Here is a 25,825-nt window from a genome sequence, read left to right as displayed (position 1 = left end):
GTGTGTCAATACGTTTTCATATAAAACATATTCGCCCGCCTCACTTGCTATTAATGCATTCAAAAAATGCATTCAGAAATTAGAACGTTCAAATAAACGAATTCCAAACGACTTCATTAATCATCCGCATAAAAAATGCGAGGTGATTGCAGACAAATGACGCATCACACATTGAGGTAAACATGTCCCATCGACAGAAATGCAAAAGTTATCTACGCTTATCGATCATGACGCTGGCAGTTGCTGCTGCGTTGCCGCTGCTGGCCCATGCCGCCGACAGCGATGAGAAGACGACTGTTGCGCAAGCCGGCGCCGACCAGAACAGCGTCAAGCATCTGGAGAACGTCGTCGTCGTACGCAAGCGCTCGCAGAACAGTGCGGCGGTCGCCGACAAGCAAACGCAGGATCGGGTGATGGATGCCGTCACCAAGGAACAGATAGAAACCTTGCCCGACGCCAGCGTTACCGACGTCGTCAAGCGTATCGCCGGCGTCTCCGTCAGTTTCAATCCTGACAACGTCAACGGCCGCGACGAAGCCCAATTCATCGCCATCCGCGGACTCGACGGCAGCTACAACAATGTGGTGATCGACGGTGCGACTATGGCCTCGGTCGACCAGACCACGCGCAGCGCGCGCACCAACATGCTACCGGCATCCATGGTGAAGGAAGTGCAGGTATTCAAAACCTGGCAACCTGATATGGACCCGAACGCGGTAGGCGGCTCCGTCAACATTGTCACGCGCAGCGCTTTCGATAACGGCGGCAAGCAGTATTTGAATGCGACCACAGCTCTTGGTCATGCCGACGGCACGGGCAAAGTGCTGTCCGGCGCGGAAGGGTTGGGCAAAAAAGCCGATATCACCTTCAGCAATACCTTCGGCCCGGCCAAGGTATTCGGTTATGTGATTTCGGCAAATTATGAAAAAGAAAACACGACCTCCATCGGTCACATGACGACCGATAATGTTTTCTACAACTATTACAACGCCAACGGCACGATTGCCAATCCGGCGGCCACCGGCGGCCCGAATACCGGAAACGGCATCGCCGTCCCCCAGCAATTCAAGTATTGGCAATTGCAGAAAAACCTGGAGCGGCAAGGGATTAACGCCAAACTGGAAGCGAACTTCAATCCCGATGTCTATGGCTTTTTGAGTCTCGGCTATAACAGCGAGAGCATGCACACGCTGCGCAACGAAACCTTCATCGACGACAGCCGCAGCACCGGCGCCAATCCGGTCTCGAGCCAGACGCCGACGTCGGGCCGATTTGGGCTGGGCGAAGCAGAAGCTGGTTATATGGCCTCGACCGTCAAACGCACCACCGAGTCGATCCAGAGCGGCGTCGACTGGAAGCTGGACGACAAGCAGGCGTTGTCCCTGCGTTCGTCGCTGTCGGAAGCCAGCCAGCGCGAACCGCGCACCATGGCCAAATACATTTATGCCAAGTTCAAGTATCCCGGCGCCGGCATTGCCCCGGCGCTTAGCGGCACACCGGGACTGGCCATGAGCTACGACACCTCGGGCGCCGAACCGGCGGTGAATCTTAATACTCCCGCCAACTTCACCAATCTGAACAATTGGCAAGCGTATTACTGGCAAACCGGAGAGTTCAAGATCGACGACCGGGTCGGCGATCTGAAACTCGACTACCGCTGGAACATGGATGCCGATGCGCGTGGGCTGGGCGCTGCGGCCGGCGTAGATTACCGCCGGTTGAACCATGACTACAGCTACGCCAACACCCAGTATTATCCGACGGCGGGCGGCCTGACCCTGGCCGGCAACGGCTATACATCCAGCACGATCATGCCATACAGCGGCGGCTTGCCGTTCGTGATCATCAACCCGACACAAGCCTGGCAGCAGCTGGCCGCGAATAGCCGCATCGTCGCCCCCGCCACCAGCGTCAATCTGATCAATAGCCTGCAAAGCAATTATTCGCATAACGAGCAGACCGCCGCTGCGTATGCGATGGGCACTTACCGGACCGACCGCCTGAGCGCCATGTTCGGCTTGCGGCAAGACAGTACAGATCTGTCGACCACCGGCAATGTGCGCAACAATGTCAACGGCGCCGCCACTTGGCTGTCGCAGACCAATGATTCGAAATACAACTTTCTACTGCCGGCCGCTTCGCTCACATTCAACGCCACGGACGCGATCAAGCTCAAGGTCGCGGCAAGCCAGACCATCGGCCGCCCCAATTACGACGCCTATGCGCCGAACACCACCATTACAGAAAATACAGATGGCACCGTGGCGGTCACGCAAGGCAATCCAAGCATCAAGCCGCGCGAATCGAACAACCTCGATTTCTCTGCCGAATGGTATCTGTCTGACTCGGGCCTGGCGTCGCTGGCCTTGTTCGACAAAAAAATCAAGAATGAGATTTACACGCTCTCAAGCCAAGGATCGTTCTTTTTCGACGGCGCCACGCGCTCGGCGACCATCACTCAGCCGCTTAACGCATCCAGTTCCAGGGTCAACGGCGTCGAGCTGAATTATGTACAGAGTTCGCTGGGCTGGATCAGCCCGTATCTGCGCGGTTTCGGTTTCAGCGCCAATCTGACCTTCTTGAACGGCCAGCTACAGGCAATCACGGCTTCCGGCGCGACGCGCACCATCAAGAATCTGGTCAATCAACCCGACCAGATCCGCAATCTGACGCTGTTCTACAACTACCAGAAATTCGGCGTCAGTACCGCCTACAACTGGAGCGGAACCAGCCTGCGCCTGGTCGATGCCAATCTGCCTAGCCAGGATGTGTACTGGCAGGCACGCAAGCAAATCGATGTGCAGGCGCGCTACGACCTTGGCGCCGGCTGGAAGGTGTTTGCCGAGATTGCCAACCTGAACAATTCGCCGGTGACGAGCGTAACGGGAAGCAATCGGAATTTGCTCAAAGACACGTTTTCATTGGGACGGACGATCTGGGTAGGCCTGAACTATGCGCCGAAAGATCTGTAAGCAATTCCTATCCATCTTCATTTACTAAAGGATTATCCATGCCATATTTTCAACAGTTCATCGACTTGAGCATACAGTCGATGGGCATCATTCCGATTCTTACGGTATTGCTGTTCGTGGTATTGGCGGTCGCCATCGAACGCAGTATTTTCTTCAGCTTCAATCTGCCGTCGGGAGAAAAGCTCGACGGCGAACTGTGTGCTGTCGATCACCGCCGCGAAGACGCGGTGCGCGAAATTGCTGACAGTTACGGCTCGACGATATTCGGCGCCACCCTGCAGGCCGCGGTCGAATCCCGCACTCTGGAGACGCCGGAAGCAATGGATCGCTATATCGACGAAAGCATCGTGCGCACCTTGCCCTTGCTCGACAAGTACCTGTGGCTGCTCGGTTCCGCGGTCACGCTGGGACCCCTGATCGGCTTGCTCGGCACCATCATCGGCATTACCGAATCGTTTAACGTGCTAGGCACGGCCGGCCCTAGCGGCAGCGCGGTAACCAGCGGCATCGGCCATGCGCTGATCGCGACCGGCTGCGGCCTCCTGGTCGCAATTGCAGGCGTCGCCGCCAATAGTTACTTCGCTAAACGCGTCCGCCTGACCATCTTGCAGCTGGACCTGATCAAGCTGCTATGCGTCAAGCGCTGGCACCTGTACGATTACCGCGGCGCGGAAATACATTTACATTTCGTGCACGGCCAGCACTCGTCGCTCATGCGAGTTCCGGAAACCGGGGTGGCGGGAGCCGGAGCATGAGCCGCAGCCGTTACCTTGCAGCGGATGAACCTCATATCGAGATCATCCCCATGATCGACATCATGATGTTTCTGCTGATCTTTTTCATGGTGACGATGCTGAAGATGATCGATGTCAGCGGCATCAAGATCAATGTGCCGCAAGCATCGACCGCGGCTCCCCTGCCGAAGATGTCGCTGACCGTCACGGTCAGGAAGGATGGCGACCTGTACGTCGATGGCAAACCTGTTTCGGCGGAGATGCTGACGCAAGCTATTAAAGAACGCGCCGCCGCCAGCAAGCTGGAAGTATTAATCGCCGGCGACAAAGAAGTGTCTCTGGAAAATCTGCTGCACGTCATGGACATTGCGCGTACCGCAGGTGTCGAAGACATAGGCATCGCCGCCAAGCGTTGAGAGATGAATGACTAACTCATTACCTATCCCCGACCCTGTTGCGGAATCGGCGTTTCCTGTGCGATGGCTGCCGGCGCTGGCAATTGCGGCCGGCATCGAACTGGCGCTGATTGGTTTGGCGCTGGGCGCACATTCGGCGCCGGTCAGCGTCGACCAACCGGTCAAGGTCGCCAGGTTGCTTGCCGTCGCGGACGAGCCAAGCTTGCCGGCGCCTGCCCCGGCCCCGGCCCCGAAAAAAGCTGAACCGCCCAAGCCTGCGGCCAAAACTGCACCCTCCCCGGCGCCGCGGCAACCAGCGGCCGATACAGCCGCTGTCGCGCCGACGTCATCGTCAAACGACAATCCCTCAAAAGATGTCCAGCCGAACGTCCTGCCGGCGGTATCAAAAGGTGCCGCGCCGGCGACCCCGCCCAAACCGGAGAAGCCTGCCGGCGTGCGGCGCGGCATTGTGCCGCTGCTCAGGATAGAACCGGAATATCCGGCGCGCGCGCTGGCCGCCAATACCGAAGGCGTGGTGATTGCGCACGTGACGATAGAAAAGGACGGCAGCGTCAGCGCCGTGAATATTGTCAGCGCACAACCGCCGAAGATATTCGATCAAGCCGCAACGCGCGCATTGCTGCGCTGGAAATTTCAGCAGAACGACGGTGGCGTGATCGGCGAAGTCGAATTGCATTTCAATCTGAACTAATTTTTATAGCCAGGCTAATTCCCATCTATGACACCTCCCTCGCAAAGCAGGCGCCGCTTCCTGAAATTATCCGCAAGCTCGGCCGGTGCGGCCCTGTCTCTCGGCGGCTTGTCTGCATCCATTCAAAAAGCGCTGGCGATTCCGGCGTCATCGCCGACAGGGACCATCAAGGATATAAAACGGGTGGTGATCCTGATGCAGGAGAACCGCTCATTCGACCATTATTTCGGCACCCTGAGAGGAGTGCGCGGCTTCGGCGACAGGATCCCGAGGCCGCAGCCCGACGGCAGCTCGGTGTTTCACCAGCGAGACAAGCATGGCAAGCTTATCCTGCCGTTCAGGATGGAGATGGAGACGACCAGCGCCGGCCATGCCGGCGGCAATCTGCCGCATTCCTGGCAAGACCAGCATGCGGCGTGGAACCATGGGAGATATGACAACTGGATAGAGGCAAAGAAGAATCCGGTGACGATGGGATATTTCACCAGGGCCGACATCCCGTTTCACTTTGCGCTGGCCGAAGCATTTACCATTTGCGACGCTTACCATTGCTCGGTACTGGGTTCGACCAATCCTAACCGTTTTCACATGATGACAGGAACGGTCGATCCTCGAGGCGCGAACGGCGGCCCGGTCACCTATCAACCGAATCCCGGACTCTGGTCTGGCGTTCCCGGTGAGATTCCAGCCGATGCCGACAGCTATACCTGGACCACCTATCCGGAACGTCTGCTGCAGCACAATATCTCCTGGCGGGTATACCAAGGAACCGACGATCTGAAAACGCACGATGGGGACTATCCGAGCGATTTCAACATCCTGCAGCATTTTTTCCGGCAATATCAAACGGCTGCGGCGCACTCGCCGCTATGGGTCAACGGCTGCAGCAAGTACACGCTGGGAAATCTTGCTCAAGATGTCGCCAATGACACCCTGCCCCAGGTTTCATGGCTGATGCCGCCCAAGATCAATTCCGAACACCCGGCATGGACGCCAGCTTATGGCGCAAGCTATATCAGCAAGGTGCTCGACATATTGACTTCCAATCCGGTCATGTGGAGCAGCACCGCGCTATTGATCACCTATGACGAAAATGACGGTTTCTTCGATCATATGGTGCCGCCAGCGCCGCCGATATCGCCCGCGGACGGGCTGTCGACAGTCGATGTGACGCAAGAGTTTCATACCGTCGGCGATTACGTCAATCCGGCAGACAATCTTCCCTACGGCTTGGGCGCGCGGGTTCCCATGTTTGTCGTCTCCCCCTGGTCGAAGGGCGGAGCGGTCTGTTCTCAATTGTTCGATCACACCTCGATCATCCGTTTTCTGGAACAGGTGTTCGATGTCAAGGAACCGAATATCAGTCCCTGGCGCAGAGCGGTATGCGGCGACCTGACATCGGCTTTTGATTTTTCCAGGGCAGACCCGGGCAAACCGGATTTACCTGACACCTCTGCATATCAAATCAGATCCGATGCCCAGCATAAGCTACCGCCGCCCTTGCCGCCGGACCTGCCGTCGTTGCCACAGCAGGAACCGGGAGCCAGGCGAGCCCGGGCATTACCCTATGCATTATCTGTAGACGATTATTTAATCCCCGATTCCGGCCTGGTCCGGCTGGACTTCGACAACAGCGGCAAAGCAGGCGCGGTTTTGCAAGTCTATTCAGATCAAGGGCGAGGCGATCGTAAAACATACACGCTCGAAGCCGGAAAAAAATTGTCGGATTCCTGGTCTGCGCATTCCGCAGATCAAGATTACGATCTTAGCGTCTACGGCCCGAACGGTTTTTTGCGCCGGTTCAAGGGCGCCATCCCGCTCGCGAGCAGCCTGCAGGAGCCCACCGTAAGAGCCTACTGCGACGCAGCGGCAGGCGATATTGTTTTACGCATCACTAACCATGGAGAGAAGACGGTAACAGCAACCGTAGTCGACAACATCTACGACGACTCCGTCCGTGTCCTGGTAGTCGAAGGCGGCAAGAACGTCGAACAGCGCTGGCGGCTGGCGTCCAGTCATCAATGGTACGACCTCACTGTCAGCGCGGATTCCCATATCGGCTTTCTGCGCCGCTTGGCGGGCCATGTTGAAACCGGCAAGGAGTCCTGGTACATCTCGTAGGGCTGGAAGTCGATGAACATAGCAGGATTCGACGCTGTTCGGCAGCATGGAATCTTGCTTATAACTGATGTTTCGTCGAATTCCTCTCAGGCTATTCCAGGCCCGCTCCCAACACGCGGAAATAGGTAATTGTCGCCCCTTTCTCCTTGTATGTCCGTTTGCTGGCTGAGTTTACCCGATCAGTTTGACCTACCCGTTCTTTTGCGCGCCGAATTGACCAACTCAGTTTGGCCCTCCCTCCATTGCCTAGCGAATGCTGGCACCTTCGTGACCAGGTCTCCTTGGCGGAGATCGCCAGCGTTCGGTGCTAATTCGAATTGAATAGCAACATCATGGAACGCGCCGCGCGCTTGCTCAAAACTCATGCCCACTTGTACTTGAACGAGCAAGGCCTTTGGCACACAGCAGCTCTACTTAGAGCTGCGATCATTGAGTTATGAAGCGGGGTTTAGCGCAGCTCCCGGGCCTGCGTCAACAACCAACTCCTGAAGCGGCGAACTGGAGCATCTTCGTAACGATCTGCGGGAGTAAGAAGATAATACTGCCCGGCACTCGGTGTCGGCCCATTGAAAAGACGTCGCAACCGGCCTTCGGGGTCGAAGCTATCAGCAAGCACAGAAGGTACTAGGGCGATACCTTCGCCATTCATTGCAGCTTGTAGCGCCATAGCATATTGACTGCATTCGATGGCTTTCTGTCCGACGCCGATACGGCCGCCATGTTCTCGCAGCCAGTGAACCCATGCATCCGGACGTATTGCCGTATGGATCAGGCAATGTTGGCCCAAGTCTGAAATTTCCCTGACTGGATGTCGCCGCCACAGCCGCGCATGGCATAGCGCCACCAAGGCATCGGGGAACAATACATCGGCATGCAGGCCATGCCAGTCCACGGCCATCCGTTTGCCCAACGGGAGCCCCTTGGCGCGCGTTCCGGGTAGCGCGCCGACTTGGATTGCCATGTCCATCTGCGTGCGGCGGAAATCGGCCGCTCCGGTATCGACCACGATACGTACATCGATATTTCGGTTCTCGCGCCAGAACAATTCGAGCCTGGGTATTAGCCACAGTGAGGCCACACCTGGCAGCACTGCCACCGACAAGGGTGCGCGTTGCTTGCGTCCATTCAAGTGAAGCTCAGCGTCACAAATAATCTCGAAGGCCTGTCTCACTTTCAGAAAGTAGGACTCCCCCCGCATTGTAAGTTCGATGCGCCTGGTAAGGCGAACAAACAGCTTGTGCCCAAGATGTTGTTCGAGAATGCGTACCTGCCGACTCACTGCGCTCTGGGTGACGTGCAATTCATTGGCTGCCGCCGTGAAAGAAAGCAGGCGCGCTGCCGCCTCGAAGGCGCGTAATGCTGTCAGAGGAGGAAGCTTATTCATGGGATGGATGGAAGCGAATATCGGGCGACGCCGAAAGCGCCATCGACACAGACGCATGATCTCAATGAATGCATGGGCCTATTATAATCATTTGTCTGCTCCAAGGGGGCTGTCTAATATTGGTACGTCAATGCCAAGAGGAGCAGCCATGAAAACAATCGCAATCGCCGGTTTCGGAGCTATCGGCAATGCCGTCGCCGAAGGCATCGACCAAGGACTCGACGGCATACGGCTGGTCGCAGTATCAGTGCGAGACCAGACTACCGCGCGAAGCCGCCTAGAGAGCTTGGCGCAGCCACCACAATACGTGCCTCTGCAGCGCATTGGAGAATGCGCCGACATCGTCGTCGAATGTGCAGGGGCCGAAGTGCTTCGCCAGATTGCCGCGCCTGTACTGCAATCCGGGAAGCAGTTGGTGGTCCTAAGTGCGAGCGCCTTAGTCTCATCGCCAGAGCTGCTTGCGCTCTGGGAACAATATCGTCGCCATATCCACATTCCCAGCGGCGCTATCGGCGGCCTGGATGCGGTGGCCGCCATGGCAGAGGGGGAAATTCGCTCTGCCAAGCTTGTGACCAGGAAGCCCCCGGGTGCCCTGCGCAGCGTTTCCTGGCTGAAGGAGCAAGGTATCGTCCCTGAATCGGTACGGCGGCCGACGATGGTGTTTTCGGGCACCGCATTTGATGCAGTCCGCTACTTTCCGACCAATCTGAATGTGGCCGCCGCATTATCACTTGCGGGTATCGGGCCCCTACGCACGATAGTGGAGTTATGGATTGATCCGGATGCACGCAGGAACCATCACGCGATCGAGGTCTATGCCGATAGCGGATCGATGCACCTCTCCATTGAAGCTGTTGCATCGATGAATCCCGGGACTTCATCCTTGGCGGCCCAATCGGTGCTTTCCTTACTGCGCAGACTGGGAAACGCGATGGTACTCGACCGAGATTGACCTGCAAGATTGCGTGCAGCTAAGCTGAAAGTCGGCGTTGGTGGTTCGCTGCGTCATAACCAGGGAAGTGCGCCGCCCAAGAACCAGCTTTACTATGCCGGTGCGGCGTACGGCGTCACGCCTGCTCTGAACCTGATCGGCCAGCTGTATCACCTGCATTACAACGACAATTCGAATAAGGCGTGGTTGGGCGTCCGACCGCAGCACATCTTCCCTTGATGTGTGCGGTCGTTGTTGTAATAAGCCAGCCAGTCGTCCAGATCGCTTTGCAGCTCTTCAATCGAGCGGTAGATCTTGCGCCGGACCGTGACCTGATAAAACTCCTGCAGAATGGTTTTATGGAAACGTTCGCAGATCCCATTAGTCTGCGGATGTCGAACCTTCGTCTTGGTGCGCTCAATGTCATTGAAGGCCAGGTAGAGCTGGTACCCTAGCAGAGCCGCTCCCACAAAGGGCTCGACAGACTATGTTATCCGTTTTGACTAAAAGTTTAAAAATAGAGGTTGCCCCGACAGACGTACCGTCAATCTCCTGATTTTTCTTTTCCATAAAAATCAAGAGATCGACTATAAAGTCTGTCGGGCTGGCCCCGATTTTTCAATTTTTAGTTAGAACCGACAATATAGTCTGTCGAGCCCTTTGCGGGTGCGGCTTGCGGGTGTATTACAAGCAACTGTATATTGAAAGATGACGAATGCCTGAAAAAGGGGGGGCGATTCAGTTTTAGGCTGAAAATGCTGACGCCTTTTTCAGCATTTCATAGAGATTCTGCGCCCCCGGCGAGAACACGCGGCCGGACCGGCGAATAATGCCCAATGTACGCGTGATAGCCGGCTCCTTGAGCGGGATTGCGCGCAGCACGCTTGAGCGATCCGACGGCATCGCGAGTTGCGGCACCACGGCAATGCCGAGCCCGGCCTTCACCATCTCAAGCAACGTTGAAACATGGCGCACTTCAATGAACGAAGCGGGCTGCTTTTCTGACGGTGCCATCGCCATATCCAGCATCATCCGATTACCACTCGATTTGGCCACCGTCATGTAGGGATACTTGCCGATATCCTGCCAATTGACAGCACGCCGGCGCGCCAATGGGTGGTCGGGTAAGCAGGCCATCACAAAACTCTCCTGCATGATCGGTTCGAAGTCGACGCCTTGTTCCCGTGCGCCGAGAAAATTGATGCCGAAATCGGAATCTCCGCGTGCAACATTGTTTAGCACTTCATGTGCGCCTTCGTCCACGATGCGGATGCGAATCAAAGGAAATTGCGCATTGAAGCGCTGCAGGATCGGTGCTAGAAAATTGTGCGCTATCGAAGGCACGCAGGCCACCGTGATTTGCCCAAAATGCGTATAGGAAATGTCGCTGATGTTGTGCAAAGACGTTTCGACGCCATTGAGGATCTCGACTGCCTTGGCAAAAAATTCACGCCCTACCAGAGTTAGCGCCACACGCCGGGTGGTACGTTCAAACAGTTTGACGTTGAGTGCGTCTTCCAGCTTGCCGATGCGGCGTGACAGCGCCGGCTGCGAGATATTCAGCGCCAACGCCGCCGCCCGGAAACCGCCCTGTTCCACAACCGCCACCATGGCTTGCAGGTCGCTTAAATCAAAACGTAGTTGATACATTTTTATTGATACCTTTAACGCATCAAAAGTAAAGATTTATGCATTTTACTTTATCAATAAGGTTCGTGATAATTGTTCGACAAAACCTCAATTGCAGCGCAGTTGCATAAAAAACAGGAGACAAAGAAAGTGCGTGTCAAACAAATAATTTACCGACTGTTCGCTCTCGGCGCAGTCAGTCTAGCCCTGTTGTCCGGCGCGACTCAGGCTGAAGAGATTAACGTGATGATTTCGGGCGGCTTCACTGCGGCCTACAAAGCATTGGCGCCTAAATTCGAGGCGGCTACCGGCAACACCTTGTCTACCGCCTTCGGACCTTCAATGGGCAAGGCGCCGGAGGCTATTCCCAACCGCCTCGAACGTGGCGAATCGGCCGATGTCGTGATCATGGTCGGTTATGCACTGAGCGACCTGATCAAGCTGGGAAAAGTCGACGCCGACAGTCGCGTCGACCTGGCCGATTCCCGCATCGGCATGGCGGTCAAGGCCGGCGCTGCGAAGCCAGACATCAGCACGGTGGAGGGCTTGAAATCAGCCATGCTCAACGCTAAATCGATAGCCTATTCCGACAGCGCAAGCGGCGTCTACATCGAGCGTGAACTGTTCAAGAAGCTGGGCATTGAAGAGCAAGTCAAACCAAAAGCACACATGATCCAGAAAACTCCCGTCGGATCGTTGGTGGCTAGCGGCGAGTTCGAACTAGGCTTCCAGCAGGTAAGCGAAATTCTCCCAGTGCAAGGGATCGACTTTGTCGCCAGGATTCCGGAGCAGGTCCAAAGTATCACCACGTTTTCAGCCGGGATACCGGTCGGCGTCAAACATCCAGACGCCGCTCGCGCACTGATCCGTTACCTGGCCTCGCCCGAGGCGCGCGACGAAGTGATCAAAAGCGGACTGGATCCGAAGCAATAACTCCGCCTGCGCTATTAGCAACGGTATTCGTAGAAATCTGCGCCATGCCCTGGTGTGAGGCGCAAGGCTCCAATCGTTTGTGAGATCAAAATGACAGCCATCGCAGCAGCAACTCCGTCGAAGTTCGGCACGGTCCTCCGTGTCACCAGCGGCAATTTCATGGAAATGTTTGACTTTTTCCTGTTCGGGTTTTACGCCACTTACATTTCCAAAACCTTCTTCCCATCGGGCGACGAATTCGCCTCACTGATGCTGACTTTCATGACCTTCGGCGCCGGTTTTTTGATGCGTCCGCTTGGCGCCATCCTGCTCGGCGCCTACGTCGACCGCGTCGGCCGCCGGCAGGGCCTGATCGTGACCCTGGCCCTGATGGCACTTGGCACCGTTCTGATTGCTTTCGTGCCGGGTTTTGCGACCATCGGTTATCTGGCGCCATTCCTGGTGCTGATCGGCCGCTTGCTACAAGGCTTCTCCGCCGGCGTCGAATTGGGCGGTGTTTCGGTCTATCTGGCTGAGATGGCAACGCCGGGCAACAAGGGCTTCTACGTCAGCTGGCAATCGGCCAGCCAGCAGGTGGCCATCATCGTCGCGGCGGCATTGGGTTACGCACTTAACATATGGCTGACCCCGCTGCAAATCGGTTCCTGGGGCTGGCGTATTCCGTTCTTCATCGGTTGTATGATCGTGCCTGTACTGTTCATGATCCGCCGCTCCCTGCAAGAAACGGAAGAATTCATGAAGCGCAAGCAGCGTCCCAATGCGCGCGCCATTTTCCGTTCGATGCTCGATAACTGGGGCCTGGTGATCACCGGGATGATGCTGGTGGCGATGACCACCGTCTCGTTCTACCTGATCACGGTTTACACACCTACTTTCGGCAAGAACGTACTCAAACTCAGTACTGCCGACAGCCTGATCGTGACTCTGTGCGTTGGTATTTCTAACTTTATTTGGCTGCCGGTCATGGGGGCGTTGTCGGACCGGCTCGGTCGCCGCCCTATCCTGATTTTTTTTACCGCGCTGACCATTCTGAGCGCCTATCCGGCCATGACCTGGCTAACCGGCGCCCCCAGCTTCGAGAAGATGCTGGTCGTCGAGCTGTGGTTGTCGTTCCTGTATGCCAGCTACAACGGGGCTATGGTCGTGGCGCTGACCGAGGTGATGCCGGTCGAGGTGCGCACGGCTGGCTTTTCCCTGGCTTACAGTCTGGCGACAGCGATTTTTGGCGGCTTCACGCCGGCCATCGCCACCGCGTTGATCGAAGCGACGGGCGATAAGGCCGCGCCGGGCTTATGGATGACATTTGCTGCTGTGTGCGGCCTGATCGCAACGTTGGTACTGTACCGCAAACGTAGCGTTAAATATCGGGCAGATTCTGAGGAGCGATGTTCCATCCAAAACGCGTCATAAAGAAGGACCGAGGTCGATTGCTGCAATATATGCAAACACGATCAGCGTTGCTGTAATCGCTAGACGTTCGTTGCAGTGTAGGTGGTAAGCGGCAGAATACTCTGCACCGAATCTTTTGTGCCCATGGCACAAATGGCGTCAGACATCACCTCTACCAGGCGGCGGGCCATCCATTCTTGCGGATGCGAAATGACCATGTCGACCCGGCCATCGATCAGCGCCTGCCGGGTGATCTCGGGCAGGTCGGGGCAGACAGTGACGAGCCGGGTAGTCCGTCGCCTTCTTGCAGAGCCTGAATCACCCCCTCGATCCCGCCGCCTGCCACATAGATGCCGACCTGGTCCGGGTGGCGCTTCAATAAATCCAGAGTGGCCACCTGAGCGAGATGGATGTCCTCCAGGCTGATCAAGATTTCCAGCACCTGAAATTCCGGAGCGTATTCGCGAAAATGGAAGTGAAAGCTAGCAGGCAGATCGCCAAGCTGGAAGCAGAGATCGGGGTTCCACTGCTGGTCCGGCATCGTGCTGTGGAACATGGTCTATCTGGAGCGGGCCGCGAGTGCTTTGGGTATGGTTGGAATAATTCCGGCCACTGGGACAAAGCGCGAGTCTGTCGTCAGGGGGGCTGACCACGATGCCGGCTTGCGGAATTTCCCGCATGATCTCTTCGAAAAGCAGTAACTTACTCTGAGTTGCCCTAAGCGGCTGTACCTTCTTCTAGCAAGGTTCCAGATGGAACACGCCGTCAAAGTCGAGTAACAGGATTATCGGTGCTTGCAAGATCAGGATAGGCGTGTTTGGGCGAAGGGGGTGAGCGCCGGGCATCCAAAATGTCGGGAAGGATGGTGTCGATACAGTCGGCCAACGCCTCAACTTTCTCGCCCACAGTTCTTCCCAGTGGAGTCAAGGAATATTCCACGTGGGGCGGTACAGTCTCATAAGACTTCCGATGAACCAACCCGTGTGCTTCCAGGCGCTTCAAGGTTTGCGATAACATTTTTTCGCTCACGCCGCCGACCATTCTGCGCAGCTCGCTGAAACGTCGAACTTCGCCCATCAGCACGATAAGCAGCAGAATGCCCCAAGGACTCGTGACGTCTTTAAGCATCTCACGACATGGGCATTCAGTTGATGGGAGTCCCTCGCGTCGGACTTGTTCGGAAAAGGACTCAGATGCGATCAGTTTGGTTTGCGTTGCCATCTCCACACTAACCTTTCGGTGCGTACTTACGGAAAGTAAGGTAATGCCTTATTGTAAGTGCCTTACTCAACCAAACCAAGGAATTTGTCATGATAGTTGTTACAGGAGCCACAGGGCAGCTCGGTCGTCTGGTAATTCAGAACCTTCTACGCACGGAACCCGCGTCAAGCATCGTCGCTGTAGTTCGCGATCCAGCGAAGGCGGCCGATCTATCGATTCTCGGTGTTCAAGTCCGTCAGGCTGATTACACGCAGCCAGCGTCGCTTAAGACAGCGCTTGCTGGTGCCGATAAGTTACTACTCATATCTTCGAGCGAGCTCGGACAGCGCGCCTCTCACCACCGCGCCGTAATTGATGCGGCGATTTATTGTGAAGTCAAGTTGATCGGATACACGAGCGTTCTACACGCCAACACATCTCCATTGGGGTTGGCGGATGAACATAACCAAACCGAGGTGATGCTTAAAGCTTCAGCCATTCCATTCGTTCTCTTGCGCAATGGTTGGTACACCGAAAATTACGCGACTTCAATTCCAACGGCGCTGGCTCACGGTGCGCTGATGGGTAGCGCCGGCGACGGACGAATTGCTTCGGCTTCGCGGGCTGACTATGCCGCCGCGGCCGCTTTGACGATGACGCTTCCCGATCAAGCTGGACGGGTCTACGAACTGGCGGGGGATACTGCCTACACCTTGTCGGAGTTCGCGGCCGAAATCTCGCGCCAGTCAGGCAAGGCAGTCAACTACATGAACCTGCCGCGTGCGGATTACAAAGCGGCGCTGGTGGGCTTTGGTCTGCCCGAACCAATCGCGGATCTGCTCGCAGATTCTGACAGCGGCGCTTCGCAAGGTGGCCTTTTCGACGATAAGCGCCAGCTCAGCACATTGATCGGCCGACCAACAACGCCGATGGCTGAAACGATTGCAGCGGAACTTAAGGCGTAGACAATTGTTGGCACATTGCCGCCAAGCCCATGCTTTGTCAACCAACGGGATGCGCCGCGTTGCGCTGAGCTGTTGGTTGACTCGGCCTCTGCAGCGTCGAAGTTTGGCTGATGACCAATTGATTAATTTAGCTGGCCGTGTCAACGATCAGTTGTATGTTTTTCACAGGAGGTTCCAATGGGTATTCGATTTCTCAAGATCGCGGTGATCTATCTATTCGTCGGCGCGTTACTAGGCGGTTATATGGGGGCGACCGAAAATTTTGCATTGTCCCCACTCCATGCTCATCTCGCTTTGCTAGGCTGGGCTTCGCTCGCAATAGCGGGTTTGATTTATCACCTTTACCCGGCTGCAACGTTGACGCTGCTCGCGCGAATTCATTTCTGGTTGCACAACATCGGCCTGCCATTTTTCATGCTCGGCCTCGGCTTGGTGCTTACCGGTCATACAGCTGCAACTCCAATCGTATCCATCTCTGCCAGCATCGTCATTATTGGCCTGGCGGCGTTCACCGCAAACGTTCTTATGAACGTGAAGGCTACGGCCGGCCGACAGTAATCTGGTGAAGAATCGCATCGTCATATTTACCCCAGGAGTTGACCTTGGAAAATTACATTTTTAATTCTAAATTAAGGAGAAATTAACAATGAAATACGGAATAGTGGGTGCCACCGGATTAACAGGGCTTGAGATTCTCAAACAGCTTCCCTCCCATGACGTTTCGGTATTTGTAAGGCAACCTGACAAATTACCTAAAGAAATGACGTTGGAGGTTATTCGCGGCGAAGTTTCGGATCAAGAAGCCCTGACGGCATGGGCGTCAAAACAAGAAACCGTGTTTTTTGCCCTGGGCCATCCCATGTCTTGGAATCTTGTCCGATACAATATTGGCCTCTCGCGAGACTACCCAATTAAGGGAATTTTAAAGGATTCGCTTTTGGCCGTTATGAAAGGAAAGCCAAAACGAATCATCTACATGAGTGCCTACGGCACTCATGAGACTCGATCCGATTTGCCATTTGTGGTTGGAAAAATATTTTTGCCAATATTTATTGGTGAGACTTACCGCGATCATGAAGAGGCTGAAACACTTTTAAGATCCTACTCCGAAGAATGGGTGGTAGTGCGCCCTGCTCAATTGACGAACGATGCTGCCCGCAAGCAGTACCGCACGGAAGCAAAATTAAATCCTTGGGGTACCGGAAAAATTTCGCGAGCAGACGTTGCTCATTTTATGATTCGCTCGGCTAAAGATACTTCATGGATCGGTCAAAAGGTCGGGCTATCTTATTAACTCGCTATATTTTTTATAGAGATAATTGACATGAGCCTGCGCACTTCGCTGATCATTTTACTGCTCCCCCTATCCGCAGCCGCCACCGAACCGATACAACTGGCTGTCGACATGCGCGACGTGCCACGCAAGATCATTCACGCTACACTGACCATTCCAGTGCAGCCTGGGACTTTGACGCTGGCTTATCCGAAGTGGATGCCGAATGCGCATGAGGTGGCACCGATCGCTCAGCAGGTCGGGCTGACGATCAGCGCCAACGGCAAGCAGCTCGCTTGGCGGCGCGATCCGCTTGACCTCTACGCCTACCGCATCACGGTTCCCAACGGTGCGCACAGCATCGAAGTCCGGACCGATTTTATCACCGCGTCGGCGGGAGGAACGGCCGGAGGCTCGACCAGCGACAAGTTGGCGTTGCTGAGCTGGAACGACGTGCTGCTTTATCCTTACGTCGGCCCAGCCACGCGCGTGGACCGCATCAAAATAACGCCGTCGCTGTTGCTTCCCGCGGGATGGCGGCATGCCAGCTCACTGCATCCAGCTGACAATGCCGCCGTCGGCACTACCGGCCCGATCGCATTCCAGACAGTGTCATTGGAACAGCTGGTCGATTCGCCTCTGATCACAGGCCGTTACTTCCGTGAGGTGCCGCTGGCGTTGGGAATCACTCCTCCCCACTATCTCGACATGGTGGCCGATGCGCCGGAGAACCTGGAAGTCAATCAGGCCTACATTGACAAGCTGTCCGAACTGATAAGCCAAAGCAGTAAAATGTTCCGCAGCCACCACTACGATGCCTTCCGCATGCTCGTCACCCTGTCGGACGAGATCGAAGGACACGCAGCCGACCATCACCAGTCGCTAGATAATCGCCGCCCCGCGCGATTTCTGACCGATGAAGGAATGATGTCGCGCTATGCTAATTTTATGCCGCATGATTTGGTCCATAGCTGGAACGGTAAATACCGCCGGCCCGACGGCATGACCACGCCGAACTTCCAAGTGCCGGTCGACAACAGCGGCTTGTGGGCCTACGAAGGACTGACCGATTATCTGGGTGCCGTGCTCACGGCCCGTGCCGGCCTTTGGAACCGTGAACAATACCTCGGCATGCTGGGCGCAAGCGCAGCCCTCTTCAGTCACCGTAGCGGACGCCAGTGGCGCGATCTGCAAGACACAGCGGTGGCGGCTATGGCTTTGTGGGACAAAGGCGGCGGCGCCTACGACAACTGGCGTCGCAACGGTTTCGAGTTTTACGGCGAGGGCGCCCTGATATGGCTAGATGTGGATGTCACAATGCGCAATCGCAGCGACGGCCGCAAATCGCTGGACGACTTCCTGGCGATGTTCAACGCTGGCGCCAATCTTGGCGCGCAAGTGAAGCCTTACTCCTTCGCCCAATTGGTCGCCGCGCTGAACAGCGTGGTGCCGAACGACTGGGCGAGCTTTCTCAACGAGCGCCTACATTCGCACAGCGGTGACGGTCCGATGGGTGGCATCACCGGCAGCGGCTACCGGCTGGTGTACCGAGACCGGCCCAGCGACTGGTCCAAGTCTAACGGCACCAAGGCATTTGAATATTCGATCGGCTTGAATATCAGCGGCGCCGGTGTGGTTGGCGACGTCCTTCCTGATAGCGCTGGTGCCAAGGCGGGCTTCGTGCCTGGCATGTCGATCACCGCAGTCAATGGGCAGCCGTACAGCAACGCCGTTATGCAGGAGGCGATACGGGATGCGAAAACCAGCATCGCCGCCATCGAAGTTTCGTTGCGGGCCGCGGCACCGCTGCTATTGGACTATCACGACGGCGAACGTTTTCCGGCACTGGAACGTGTGCCCGGAACTCCGGATCGGTTGTCCGAGATCCTGCAGGCGCGCTGACATGTTGGGCTAGTCGTATCACTCTGTTTCAGTACTGCCCCAAAAACTTAGATTGTTCTTTGATTTACACGCTTGCTCAGTGCTTCGGCGGTTTCTTTATGCATCTTTAATTTCCGTCGAACGAGAAACGATAATGCCAAAGTTACCAAACGTATTGCTAAAATAATACGCGAACTGGTGAAAGTCGTCTGCCTGTAGTTCCGAATAATTCTTGCATTCCCATACAACCTGCATAGCACCGTGCTTCGATCTTATGACCTCCCAGAAGCCGCTTACTGCACGATTTGATGCAACCCAATCACGGATGGTGCTGCCGTCATTCATTCTTATCCCTGAATCCAGGACAGGTTTTGCAGAGTAACTGGAGCAGTTCATCGCGATTAATCATTTGCTTTCGCTTTATCTTGCTTAACCCAAAAATTGAATGACCGGTGTTGGCTGTGGATTCAACGACTGAATCCGCCATCAGCAGGCTATCTGCGCACAGCGATACTGACGAATATGGACTCGGCATGGCAAAATGCGCAAGGATCGCCTGGCTCACAGAGTTAAACAGCAAACCATCCTGTTGGATACTGGCCGCAAATGAAGTCGACAAACGCCCGCACTTTCGGGCTCTGCAGCCGGCGCGACGTGTAGAGGATCCAGAGTTCGACCTCCTCGCCGACCATTCCCCAAGTCGTCAGTCTGCCCTCGTCGACCAGGCCTTGTGCCAAGGATTGCGGCAGCAGCGCCACGCCGGCGCCGGCCGCGGCGGCATCGCGCACCATCAGTAACGACGACAGGCGCAGGACCGGCCGCGGCTCCACCACCAGCTTGCGGTCGGTAGCGGACCACAGGTCGCCGTCGCGGTAGGTTGGCATGACTACCGCTGGCGTAGAGACGGGCTTGGCGGCTCGTCCACCCGGGGCGCGCAGCGATGGGGCGGCGGCGAGAACCAGCCGGTCTCTGGCGAAGCACCTGCCTACCAGAACGCTGTCCTTGCGCGGGTTGATACGGATGGTGACGTCGAAGTGTTCCTCCACCAAGTCAACCAATCGGTCTTCAGCCACGGCCTCGACCTCCACCTCCGGATAGCTCGCCTGAAACCTGGCGAGTATTCCTCCCAGTGCCATCTGCGAAAAGACCAGGGGCGCCGCGATGCGCAGTCGCCCGCGCGGCTTGTCCACACCTTCCCGGGCCTCGGCCAGCGCCTCAGCGAGTTCGCGCATCGGTGCCTCGGAGCGCTTCAGCAGGAGTCGTCCCGCCTCCGTCAACTCAAGATTGCGCGCGCCCCGTTCGATGAGGCGCACGCCCAGCGCTTCCTCGAATTCGGCGATCCGGCGCGACAAGGTCGCCTTTGAGCGCCCGCTCGCGCGGCTGGCGCGGCCGAACCCGCCGTGCGTCGCCACCAATTGGAAATCTGCCAGCGCGTTAATGTCCATGTCGTCTCAATATCAATACAGTGTGTCTATATTTTATGGTCTTTGTTTTGAATATGAAACACATTATTGTTAGGTCCGTACCCAACCACAAGGAGTTGTCATGAAAAAGATTCGTGCTTTGCAGCTGATGCAGTATGGCGGTCCCGACGCCGCCAGGATTTCCCTCATCGAGGCGCCGGTCGCGGGCGCCGGCCAGGTCGTGGTGCGCGTGCACGCCGCCGGCGTCAACGGGCTGGACTGGAAGGTCCGCGAAGGCTACGTCAGGGACGCCTTCCCTCTGGTGTTGCCGACCGTGCTGGGCATCGAGCTGGCCGGCGTGGTCGAGCAAGTTGGCCCCGGCGTCACCCGCTTCACCAAGGGTGATCGCGTGATGGGGCCGCTCGGCGGGCTGGGCGCCTATGCCGAGCTGGCGGCTGTGGATGCAGCCAACCTCGCTCCCATGCCCGCGTCAATGAGCTTCACCGACGCCGCGGCACTACCGGTGGCGGCCGTCTCCGCATGGCAAAGCCTGCACTTCGCCGGGCCCGTCCACGCCGGACAGCGCATCCTGATCCATGGCGCGGCCGGCGGGCTGGGCGGCTTCGCGGTGCAGTTCGCGCGCCGCGCCGGCGCCGAGGTGTTCACCACTGCGCTGACCCGCGATTTCGACTACGTGCTCGGCCTGGGCGCCGACCATGCAATCGATTACCAGACCGGCCAGTTCGAGGCCGCTGTCAGTAACATTGACCTGGTGCTCGACTACGTCGGCGCAGACACCCTCGCTCGCTCCTGGCAGGTGCTCTCTGCCAACGGCGCCATCGTCAGCACTGCCTCCCCGGCGATCCTGCAGAGCACTCCCGCTGGCTGCCGCGGCCTGTGGTTCATGAACAAGCCCGACGCCGAGCGGCTACAGGAGATCGCCGTAGACGTCGCGCACGGTCGCCTGCAATCTCGGATCGACGCCGTCGTTCCCTTCGATGATCTGCCCGCCGCGATCGAGCGCAACCGCACCCGACCGCAACTCGGCAAGACCGTCGTCGCCTTCTCCCTCTGATTCATCCATCCGCATCCATTCATAAAGGAAATACGACATGAGCATCCTGATTACCGGTGCCTCTGGCACCATCGGCTCCCTGATCCTGCAACGCCTGGCGTCGGCCAACGTCGAACTCAAGGCCTTGGTTCGCACGCCCGGCAAGGCCGTGCTACCCGACGGCGTGACCGAGGTCGTGGGCGACATGAGCAGCCCTAAATCCATGCGCGCGGCGCTGTCGTCGGTGCGCACCCTGTTCCTGCTCAACGCGGTGACGCCAGATGAAGTGACGCAAGCGCTGATGACGCTGAATCTGGCCAAGGAGGCGGGAATCGAACGCATCGTCTACCTCTCGGTAATCCACGCCGATCTCTACACAAATGTTCCGCACTTCACGGGCAAGCACACAGTTGAGCGGATGATCGAGAGCCTGGAGCTGCCGGCGACCATCCTGCGGCCAGCCTATTTCATGCAGAACGACGAGCGCATCAAGTCCGTGATCGAAGGCTATGGCATCTACCCGATGCCGATCGGCGAGGCCGGAGTGGAAATGATCGATGTGCGCGACATCGCTGACATCGCGGCGGCCGAGCTGTTGGCGCGCCATCACACGACACATGCGCTACCGCGCCGCACGCTCGAACTGGTGGGGCCCGAGATCCTGACCGGACCGGTGGCCGCCGGTGTGTGGGGCGAGGAGCTTCACCGCGAGATTCACTACGGCGGAGATAGCCTGGACGGTTTCGAGCAGCAATTGGCGGCCTATGGCCCCGACTGGATGGCCTATGACATGCGCCTGATGATGGGACGCATCCAGACCATCGGCATGCATGCCGCACCAGGCGTAGTGGAGGTGCTGGAGAAGATGCTGGGGCGTCCGCTGCGAAATTATCGTGATGCGGTCCGTGATCTGCTGAAGCAGGATTAGAGATACCAGCTTCAGCATGGCATCGACGGCTTCAACCTCTACCGATACATCAGAGGTCAAACCATGTCGGTCGAGCATTCGGCGCAATGCGTAATGCGGAGGAAATGTAACTAAGGGGACCTTCTGCGTCGCCAAATTGACCGATTTTTGCCTGGAAATAGGAGACGATTCGTGAACAATCAGCATCATCGTTTCTTCGAACAACGGTGTGATTTTTACCGCATCGGTTGCTACTGCGGTGTCGTAGACAAAGCCTATCTCTGCCTTCCCTCCTTCAACGAGATCGACTACCTCTGGTGAACTCCGAACGACTACTGAAATATTTACCAAGGGCCGCTGGCTCATAAAGCTCGCCACTACGTCTCCCATGAAGTAGTAGCTCAGAGTGTGAATAGTAGCGACCTTTATATTTCCACCAGTCACGCCTTGCTCGTTGCGAAGTTGTTTTACTACGTCATCAATGACCTCATAGGCCGGACGTACAGCATCTCTTAACGTACGCCGGCCTCGGTTAACTTAATTCCTCTCCCGTTTCTATCAAATAGTGGATTTCCAATTGCCGTCCCCAGACTAGCCAATGTACGGCTCAAACTGGATTGACTCATATCCAACAGATTTGCAGCTTCGGATAGGGTCGGGCAACGACAGATTTCGAGGAATAACCGTATTTTGTGGTCAGAATGCTTCATATACAATCCATCATAACTTGGAGATGTTTTGCTGGAGACGATTGCGGCATGCTACCAATAGAGTGCTGCATAGCTTGTATTGATGCCGCTACTGGCAATCACGAAAACAACCGCCGGTGTTGGAAGCAACTAATAACTGTGAGTCATACTGGATTTCGGACTGATTTCTAAGGACAGTGCATTTGATGAATCGGGAGGGCATGCTGCCTCGTGAGGCCTTTAGACCTCACGCCCTGCCAGTGACAAGAAGGCGCCAAGCCCCAGCATTGTTACGCCTGATACCCTGGTGAGTAGTCGAGCGCGAGCAGCGCGCGCGGCGCCTGACTTGAGTAAGCGATCAGCTGCGAAAACCGCGATGACATCGACCATCGTGTTAAGGATGACGCAAATGCTGCCAAGTGTCATCAACTGTGGGACCAAGGGTTTGCCTGGTGAGACAAACTGAGGCAGAAACGCCAGAAAGAAAAGCGCTGTCTTGACGTTTAACGTCTCAACAACGATTCCCTCGTAAAGTGACCGGCGCGTCCCCTGAGAAGTAACCGGCTCCACGGTGAGCGCCTGATCCTTGCGCAGAAGCAGACGAATGCCCATGTGCACGAGATAGGCGGCACCAAGGTACTTGACCAGGTTGTAAGCCACGGCTGACTGAGCAATTATCAGGGACAGGCCGAGCGCCGCCGCAAAAACGTGGAGCATTCCGCCGATTCCGGTGCCGAAACATGAGGCCAAGCCTTCTGCGCGACCGCCAGCGACCGTGCGCGCGACGACGTAAGCAATGCCAGGACCAGGGGTGATGGCAAGGACCACGGCGGCGAGTACGAAGGCAAGGAATGACATGGTGTTAGCGTCTTTCAGGTGAGGGTCAGCGTCGGCCGACGCATGAGGTCTGATTACAAATAGGTAGAAAATTTATGCCGGCTTGGCGTCAGCACAAGCCAGCATGGCGTCGCCGATCACACGATCACCTTGGGCCTTGAGCGTCTCGCCGGCGCTGCGGATATCACGCACTTCCTTGTTCTGGCTCAGTTTTGACTTGCCGACAAGGCGCGTGATTTCAATTTCCAGGCCCACGATAGCCTTGAGCATCGTGTCAATGTACTCCTTGGAGCTGTCCGTCATCTTCCACGGCGTCGGCTGTGACGCTTCGTGGGTTCGGGTCAGGCGGGCAACCAGGCCGCGCACGAAGCGCTCATCGTCGCGGATGGTGATGCGTCCGTAGGCATGAGCCACCACGTAATTCCAGGTGGGTACCTGCTTGTGGAACTCATGCTTGGACGGATACCAAGTGGGCGACACATACGCATCGGCGACCCGAAAGACCACTAGTACCTCATCACCATTGGATACGTCCTGCCACACCGGATTGGCGCGCGCCACATGGGCATGCAGCACACCCATCTCGCCCTGCTGGGGATCGAGTTCAAAAGGAATATGGTTGGCATCCAGTCCACTTGCGCCGTGCGTGAACAGTATTCCAAAAGGATGGTGCTTGATGAGGTCATGCAGCACTTCTGTACGAGATTCATCGAAATGGTTGGGTACATACATATCAGTTCTCCCGGTCTTAACCCTGATTGAAACGCATATGTCTTTGCAGGCAGTTATCTGATGTGGATTATCGCTATTTGCTGGATTACTATATAGGTCCACAATTGAACAATTTCAGTAGGCCAGAATAATATGCCACGACGTCCCCAAGCTGTGGATTTGCCGCCCATTAGCGGCATAGACCGTAGCAGCGGGCATCTTGGCCGGCAATTGACGCACGCTCTGCGCGAGGCAATACGTAGCGGCAACTTGAAGCCTGGCGATCTTCTGCCTTCGAGCCGTCAGCTAGCCGCCGCGCTCGATATCGCGCGCGGCACCGTCATGGAGGCGTACGAACAGCTGATCGCCGAGGGATTTCTCGATGCACAACCGAGGGCGGGCACACGAGTCGCTTCCGCGTTGGCCCAATCGCGGTCCGCGGTCAGCGGTTCGCAAAAGCCGGCGGCAAACCCGACGCCCGCTTCACTTCCTGCGCCTGCAGCCGCCTTCGCCAAAGTCGCGGAGCAATTTAAGCCGCTCCCACCGGTACCCTTTGCCGTTTCCGTTCCCACCGGCCCGGCAGCGCCCGATGCAGCGTGGCGACGACTCGGCAACCGCATTCGCGCCCGAGGACCAGGTGCGCCCTCGGGCTATGATGATCCTCAAGGTGTCAAGGCATTGCGGGAAGCCGTGGCCGAGTATGTGAGGAGGTCGCGCTCGGTGCAGTGCAATGCTGAACAAGTCATCATCACGACGGGAACCCAGCAAGGCTTGTACGTCGCCTGCCAAGTGCTGCTGGGCGCCGCCGACATCGCATGGGTGGAAGACCCCGCCTATCGGGGCATTACGGGAATTCTCGAAAGCACGGGGCGGCAGGATCGCATGGTGCGCGTTCCGGTTGACGCTGCCGGCATCGATGTCGACGCAGGCGTGGCAATGGCAAAGGATGCGCGTGCTGCATTCGTCACGCCTTCGCATCAATATCCGTTGGGAATGCCGATGAGCATGGGGCGCAGGAATGCACTGCTGGCTTGGGCGCGGAAGAGCGGGGCTTGGATCGTAGAGGACGACTACGACAGCGAACTGCGCTATGCCGGACATCCGTTTCCTTCGCTGCAGGGGCTGGCGCCGGATCGCGTCGTCTACCTCGGCACCTTCAGCAAGATCCTGTTTCCGTCGCTGCGCCTTGGCTATGCCATCGTTCCTGACGCTTTGGTAGCAGCCTTCTGCGGTGCGCGCGTTCTGATGGACAGGCACACGCCAAGCGCCGACCAGCACGTCCTCGCCGCTTTCATCACCGAAGGCCATCTGGATCGGCATATCCGACGCATTCGCGGTGTGTACGCTGACCGTCGAAGCCAGCTGTTAGGCATGCTCGAGCGATGGATTCCCAAGAATCTTGGATGGCTGCAGCCTAGCGATCAGGGCATGCACCTGGTGCTCTGGCTAGCGGACGGTATCGACGACGTTTTGCTGGCGTCACGCGCCGTGGAGGCTGGAGTCGCTGTGCGGGCAGTGTCTCCAATGTATTCGGAAGGCAATGGCCGCTCAGGACTCGTCCTCGGTTTAGGTGGCTTCAGCAACGAGCAGATGGAGGCAGCAGTTCGGATCCTTGCTGCAATCATCATGTCAATGAGAAAGACCAAGCCGCGCCTACAGACTACCTCGTGAAGGCTTCGTCCAGGGATTCTTCTCCTTGATGCTT

Annotated in this window: 24 protein-coding genes and 2 pseudogenes; 16 read left to right on the top strand and 10 right to left on the bottom strand. The window is 56.7% G+C overall.

Annotated elements, in window-relative coordinates:
* The first annotated feature begins 182 nt into the window (after window positions 1–182).
* From VNZ60_RS18665 to VNZ60_RS18645, 5 genes are read left to right on the top strand one after another with little or no spacing between them, the layout of a single operon-like run.
* Window positions 183–2,972, top strand: coding sequence for a TonB-dependent receptor (locus VNZ60_RS18665; protein ID WP_325661770.1), 2,790 nt, complete (start codon window positions 183–185; stop codon window positions 2,970–2,972).
* A 38-nt stretch (window positions 2,973–3,010) separates the two neighbouring features.
* A complete protein-coding gene (locus VNZ60_RS18660) occupies window positions 3,011–3,727 on the top strand; it encodes a MotA/TolQ/ExbB proton channel family protein (RefSeq protein WP_325661768.1) in 717 nt (238 codons plus the stop codon).
* Window positions 3,724–4,122, top strand: coding sequence for an ExbD/TolR family protein (locus tag VNZ60_RS18655; protein ID WP_325661766.1), 399 nt, complete (start codon window positions 3,724–3,726; stop codon window positions 4,120–4,122). Before VNZ60_RS18660 ends, VNZ60_RS18655 begins: the two co-directional genes overlap by 4 nt.
* Window positions 4,123–4,129: 7 nt before the next feature.
* Entirely contained in the window at window positions 4,130–4,813 is a 684-nt protein-coding gene (locus VNZ60_RS18650; protein ID WP_325661764.1) for an energy transducer TonB, read from the top strand.
* 27 nt (window positions 4,814–4,840) lie between these two features.
* On the top strand, window positions 4,841–6,934 hold the full coding sequence (locus VNZ60_RS18645) for a phosphocholine-specific phospholipase C (RefSeq protein ID WP_325661762.1): 2,094 nt from the start codon (window positions 4,841–4,843) through the stop codon (window positions 6,932–6,934).
* Between the two features lie 448 nt (window positions 6,935–7,382).
* On the opposite strand, the gene VNZ60_RS18640 is transcribed toward VNZ60_RS18645, so the two are convergent.
* Window positions 7,383–8,318 (bottom strand): LysR substrate-binding domain-containing protein, encoded by a 936-nt coding sequence (locus VNZ60_RS18640; RefSeq protein WP_325661760.1) that lies wholly within the window; start codon window positions 8,316–8,318, stop codon window positions 7,383–7,385.
* Window positions 8,319–8,466: 148 nt separating this feature from the next.
* Between VNZ60_RS18640 and VNZ60_RS18635 the strand changes: the two genes are divergently transcribed.
* On the top strand, window positions 8,467–9,270 hold the full coding sequence (locus tag VNZ60_RS18635; protein ID WP_325661759.1) for an aspartate dehydrogenase: 804 nt from the start codon (window positions 8,467–8,469) through the stop codon (window positions 9,268–9,270).
* Window positions 9,271–9,279: 9 nt separating this feature from the next.
* Window positions 9,280–9,489, top strand: a complete 210-nt coding sequence (locus tag VNZ60_RS18630; protein WP_325661815.1) for a hypothetical protein — start codon at window positions 9,280–9,282, stop codon at window positions 9,487–9,489.
* Here the strand turns inward: VNZ60_RS18630 and VNZ60_RS18625 are convergent.
* Window positions 9,429–9,698: pseudogene (locus VNZ60_RS18625) on the bottom strand (integrase core domain-containing protein); the annotation flags it as partial. The gene VNZ60_RS18630 and the pseudogene VNZ60_RS18625 sit on opposite strands and share 61 nt — an antisense overlap.
* 295 nt (window positions 9,699–9,993) lie before the next feature.
* Window positions 9,994–10,899, bottom strand: coding sequence for a LysR family transcriptional regulator (locus VNZ60_RS18620; protein WP_325661758.1), 906 nt, complete (start codon window positions 10,897–10,899; stop codon window positions 9,994–9,996).
* Between the two features lie 129 nt (window positions 10,900–11,028).
* Here VNZ60_RS18620 and VNZ60_RS18615 point away from each other — a divergent pair, with 129 nt between their 5' ends.
* Both VNZ60_RS18615 and tcuC read left to right on the top strand, forming a co-directional pair.
* The gene (locus tag VNZ60_RS18615) at window positions 11,029–11,811 is read left to right on the top strand and encodes a substrate-binding domain-containing protein (protein ID WP_325661757.1); all 783 of its coding nucleotides are present in this window, start codon (window positions 11,029–11,031) and stop codon (window positions 11,809–11,811) included.
* Window positions 11,812–11,901: 90 nt separating this feature from the next.
* Window positions 11,902–13,221: an MFS transporter gene (gene tcuC, locus VNZ60_RS18610; RefSeq protein WP_325661755.1), complete on the top strand. Its 1,320-nt coding sequence runs from the start codon at window positions 11,902–11,904 to the stop codon at window positions 13,219–13,221.
* Window positions 13,222–13,435: 214 nt separating this feature from the next.
* On the opposite strand, the gene VNZ60_RS18605 is transcribed toward tcuC, so the two are convergent.
* Both VNZ60_RS18605 and VNZ60_RS18600 read right to left on the bottom strand, forming a co-directional pair.
* Complete coding sequence (locus tag VNZ60_RS18605) at window positions 13,436–13,756, bottom strand: type 1 periplasmic-binding domain-containing protein (protein WP_325661753.1); 321 nt, start codon at window positions 13,754–13,756, stop codon at window positions 13,436–13,438.
* Window positions 13,757–13,965: 209 nt separating this feature from the next.
* On the bottom strand, window positions 13,966–14,421 hold the full coding sequence (locus VNZ60_RS18600; protein WP_325661751.1) for a winged helix-turn-helix transcriptional regulator: 456 nt from the start codon (window positions 14,419–14,421) through the stop codon (window positions 13,966–13,968).
* Between the two features lie 89 nt (window positions 14,422–14,510).
* On the opposite strand from VNZ60_RS18600, the gene VNZ60_RS18595 reads away from it, so the two are divergent.
* From VNZ60_RS18595 to VNZ60_RS18580, 4 genes are all read left to right on the top strand, one after another.
* Window positions 14,511–15,365 (top strand): SDR family oxidoreductase, encoded by an 855-nt coding sequence (locus VNZ60_RS18595; RefSeq protein ID WP_325661749.1) that lies wholly within the window; start codon window positions 14,511–14,513, stop codon window positions 15,363–15,365.
* 177 nt (window positions 15,366–15,542) lie between these two features.
* Window positions 15,543–15,923, top strand: coding sequence for a hypothetical protein (locus VNZ60_RS18590; RefSeq protein ID WP_325661747.1), 381 nt, complete (start codon window positions 15,543–15,545; stop codon window positions 15,921–15,923).
* Window positions 15,924–16,011: 88 nt separating this feature from the next.
* Entirely contained in the window at window positions 16,012–16,659 is a 648-nt protein-coding gene (locus VNZ60_RS18585) for an NAD(P)-dependent oxidoreductase (protein ID WP_325661746.1), read from the top strand.
* Between the two features lie 30 nt (window positions 16,660–16,689).
* Complete coding sequence (locus VNZ60_RS18580) at window positions 16,690–18,540, top strand: M61 family metallopeptidase (protein ID WP_325661744.1); 1,851 nt, start codon at window positions 16,690–16,692, stop codon at window positions 18,538–18,540.
* Between the two features lie 548 nt (window positions 18,541–19,088).
* On the opposite strand, the gene VNZ60_RS18575 is transcribed toward VNZ60_RS18580, so the two are convergent.
* Entirely contained in the window at window positions 19,089–19,964 is an 876-nt protein-coding gene (locus VNZ60_RS18575; protein ID WP_325661742.1) for a LysR family transcriptional regulator, read from the bottom strand.
* Between the two features lie 100 nt (window positions 19,965–20,064).
* On the opposite strand from VNZ60_RS18575, the gene VNZ60_RS18570 reads away from it, so the two are divergent.
* Both VNZ60_RS18570 and VNZ60_RS18565 read left to right on the top strand, forming a co-directional pair.
* Entirely contained in the window at window positions 20,065–20,997 is a 933-nt protein-coding gene (locus tag VNZ60_RS18570; RefSeq protein WP_325661740.1) for an NADP-dependent oxidoreductase, read from the top strand.
* A gap of 37 nt (window positions 20,998–21,034) precedes the next feature.
* Entirely contained in the window at window positions 21,035–21,904 is an 870-nt protein-coding gene (locus tag VNZ60_RS18565) for an SDR family oxidoreductase (protein ID WP_325661738.1), read from the top strand.
* A 12-nt stretch (window positions 21,905–21,916) separates the two neighbouring features.
* On the opposite strand, the pseudogene VNZ60_RS25290 reads toward VNZ60_RS18565, so the two are convergent.
* The 4 genes and pseudogenes from VNZ60_RS25290 to VNZ60_RS18555 all read right to left on the bottom strand — a co-directional run.
* A pseudogene (locus tag VNZ60_RS25290) lies at window positions 21,917–22,327 on the bottom strand (LysR family transcriptional regulator substrate-binding protein); the annotation flags it as partial.
* Between the two features lie 68 nt (window positions 22,328–22,395).
* A complete protein-coding gene (locus VNZ60_RS25285) occupies window positions 22,396–22,593 on the bottom strand; it encodes a helix-turn-helix domain-containing protein (RefSeq protein ID WP_414648897.1) in 198 nt (65 codons plus the stop codon).
* A gap of 219 nt (window positions 22,594–22,812) precedes the next feature.
* Window positions 22,813–23,430, bottom strand: coding sequence for a LysE family translocator (locus VNZ60_RS18560; RefSeq protein WP_325661736.1), 618 nt, complete (start codon window positions 23,428–23,430; stop codon window positions 22,813–22,815).
* A 72-nt stretch (window positions 23,431–23,502) separates the two neighbouring features.
* Window positions 23,503–24,141 carry an FMN-binding negative transcriptional regulator gene (locus VNZ60_RS18555; RefSeq protein WP_325661734.1) on the bottom strand — a complete coding sequence of 213 codons (639 nt, stop codon included), beginning with the start codon at window positions 24,139–24,141 and terminating at the stop codon, window positions 23,503–23,505.
* A gap of 132 nt (window positions 24,142–24,273) precedes the next feature.
* On the opposite strand from VNZ60_RS18555, the gene pdxR reads away from it, so the two are divergent.
* A complete protein-coding gene (gene pdxR, locus VNZ60_RS18550; protein ID WP_325661732.1) occupies window positions 24,274–25,791 on the top strand; it encodes a MocR-like pyridoxine biosynthesis transcription factor PdxR in 1,518 nt (505 codons plus the stop codon).
* Window positions 25,792–25,825: the final 34 nt, after the last annotated feature.

Origin of the sequence: Collimonas sp. (genome assembly GCF_035566375.1) — a bacterium.
Taxonomy (GTDB): domain Bacteria; phylum Pseudomonadota; class Gammaproteobacteria; order Burkholderiales; family Burkholderiaceae_D; genus Collimonas.
The sequence above is the reverse complement of the archived record's forward strand: the minus strand, read 5'-3'. Positions and strand labels throughout refer to the sequence as shown.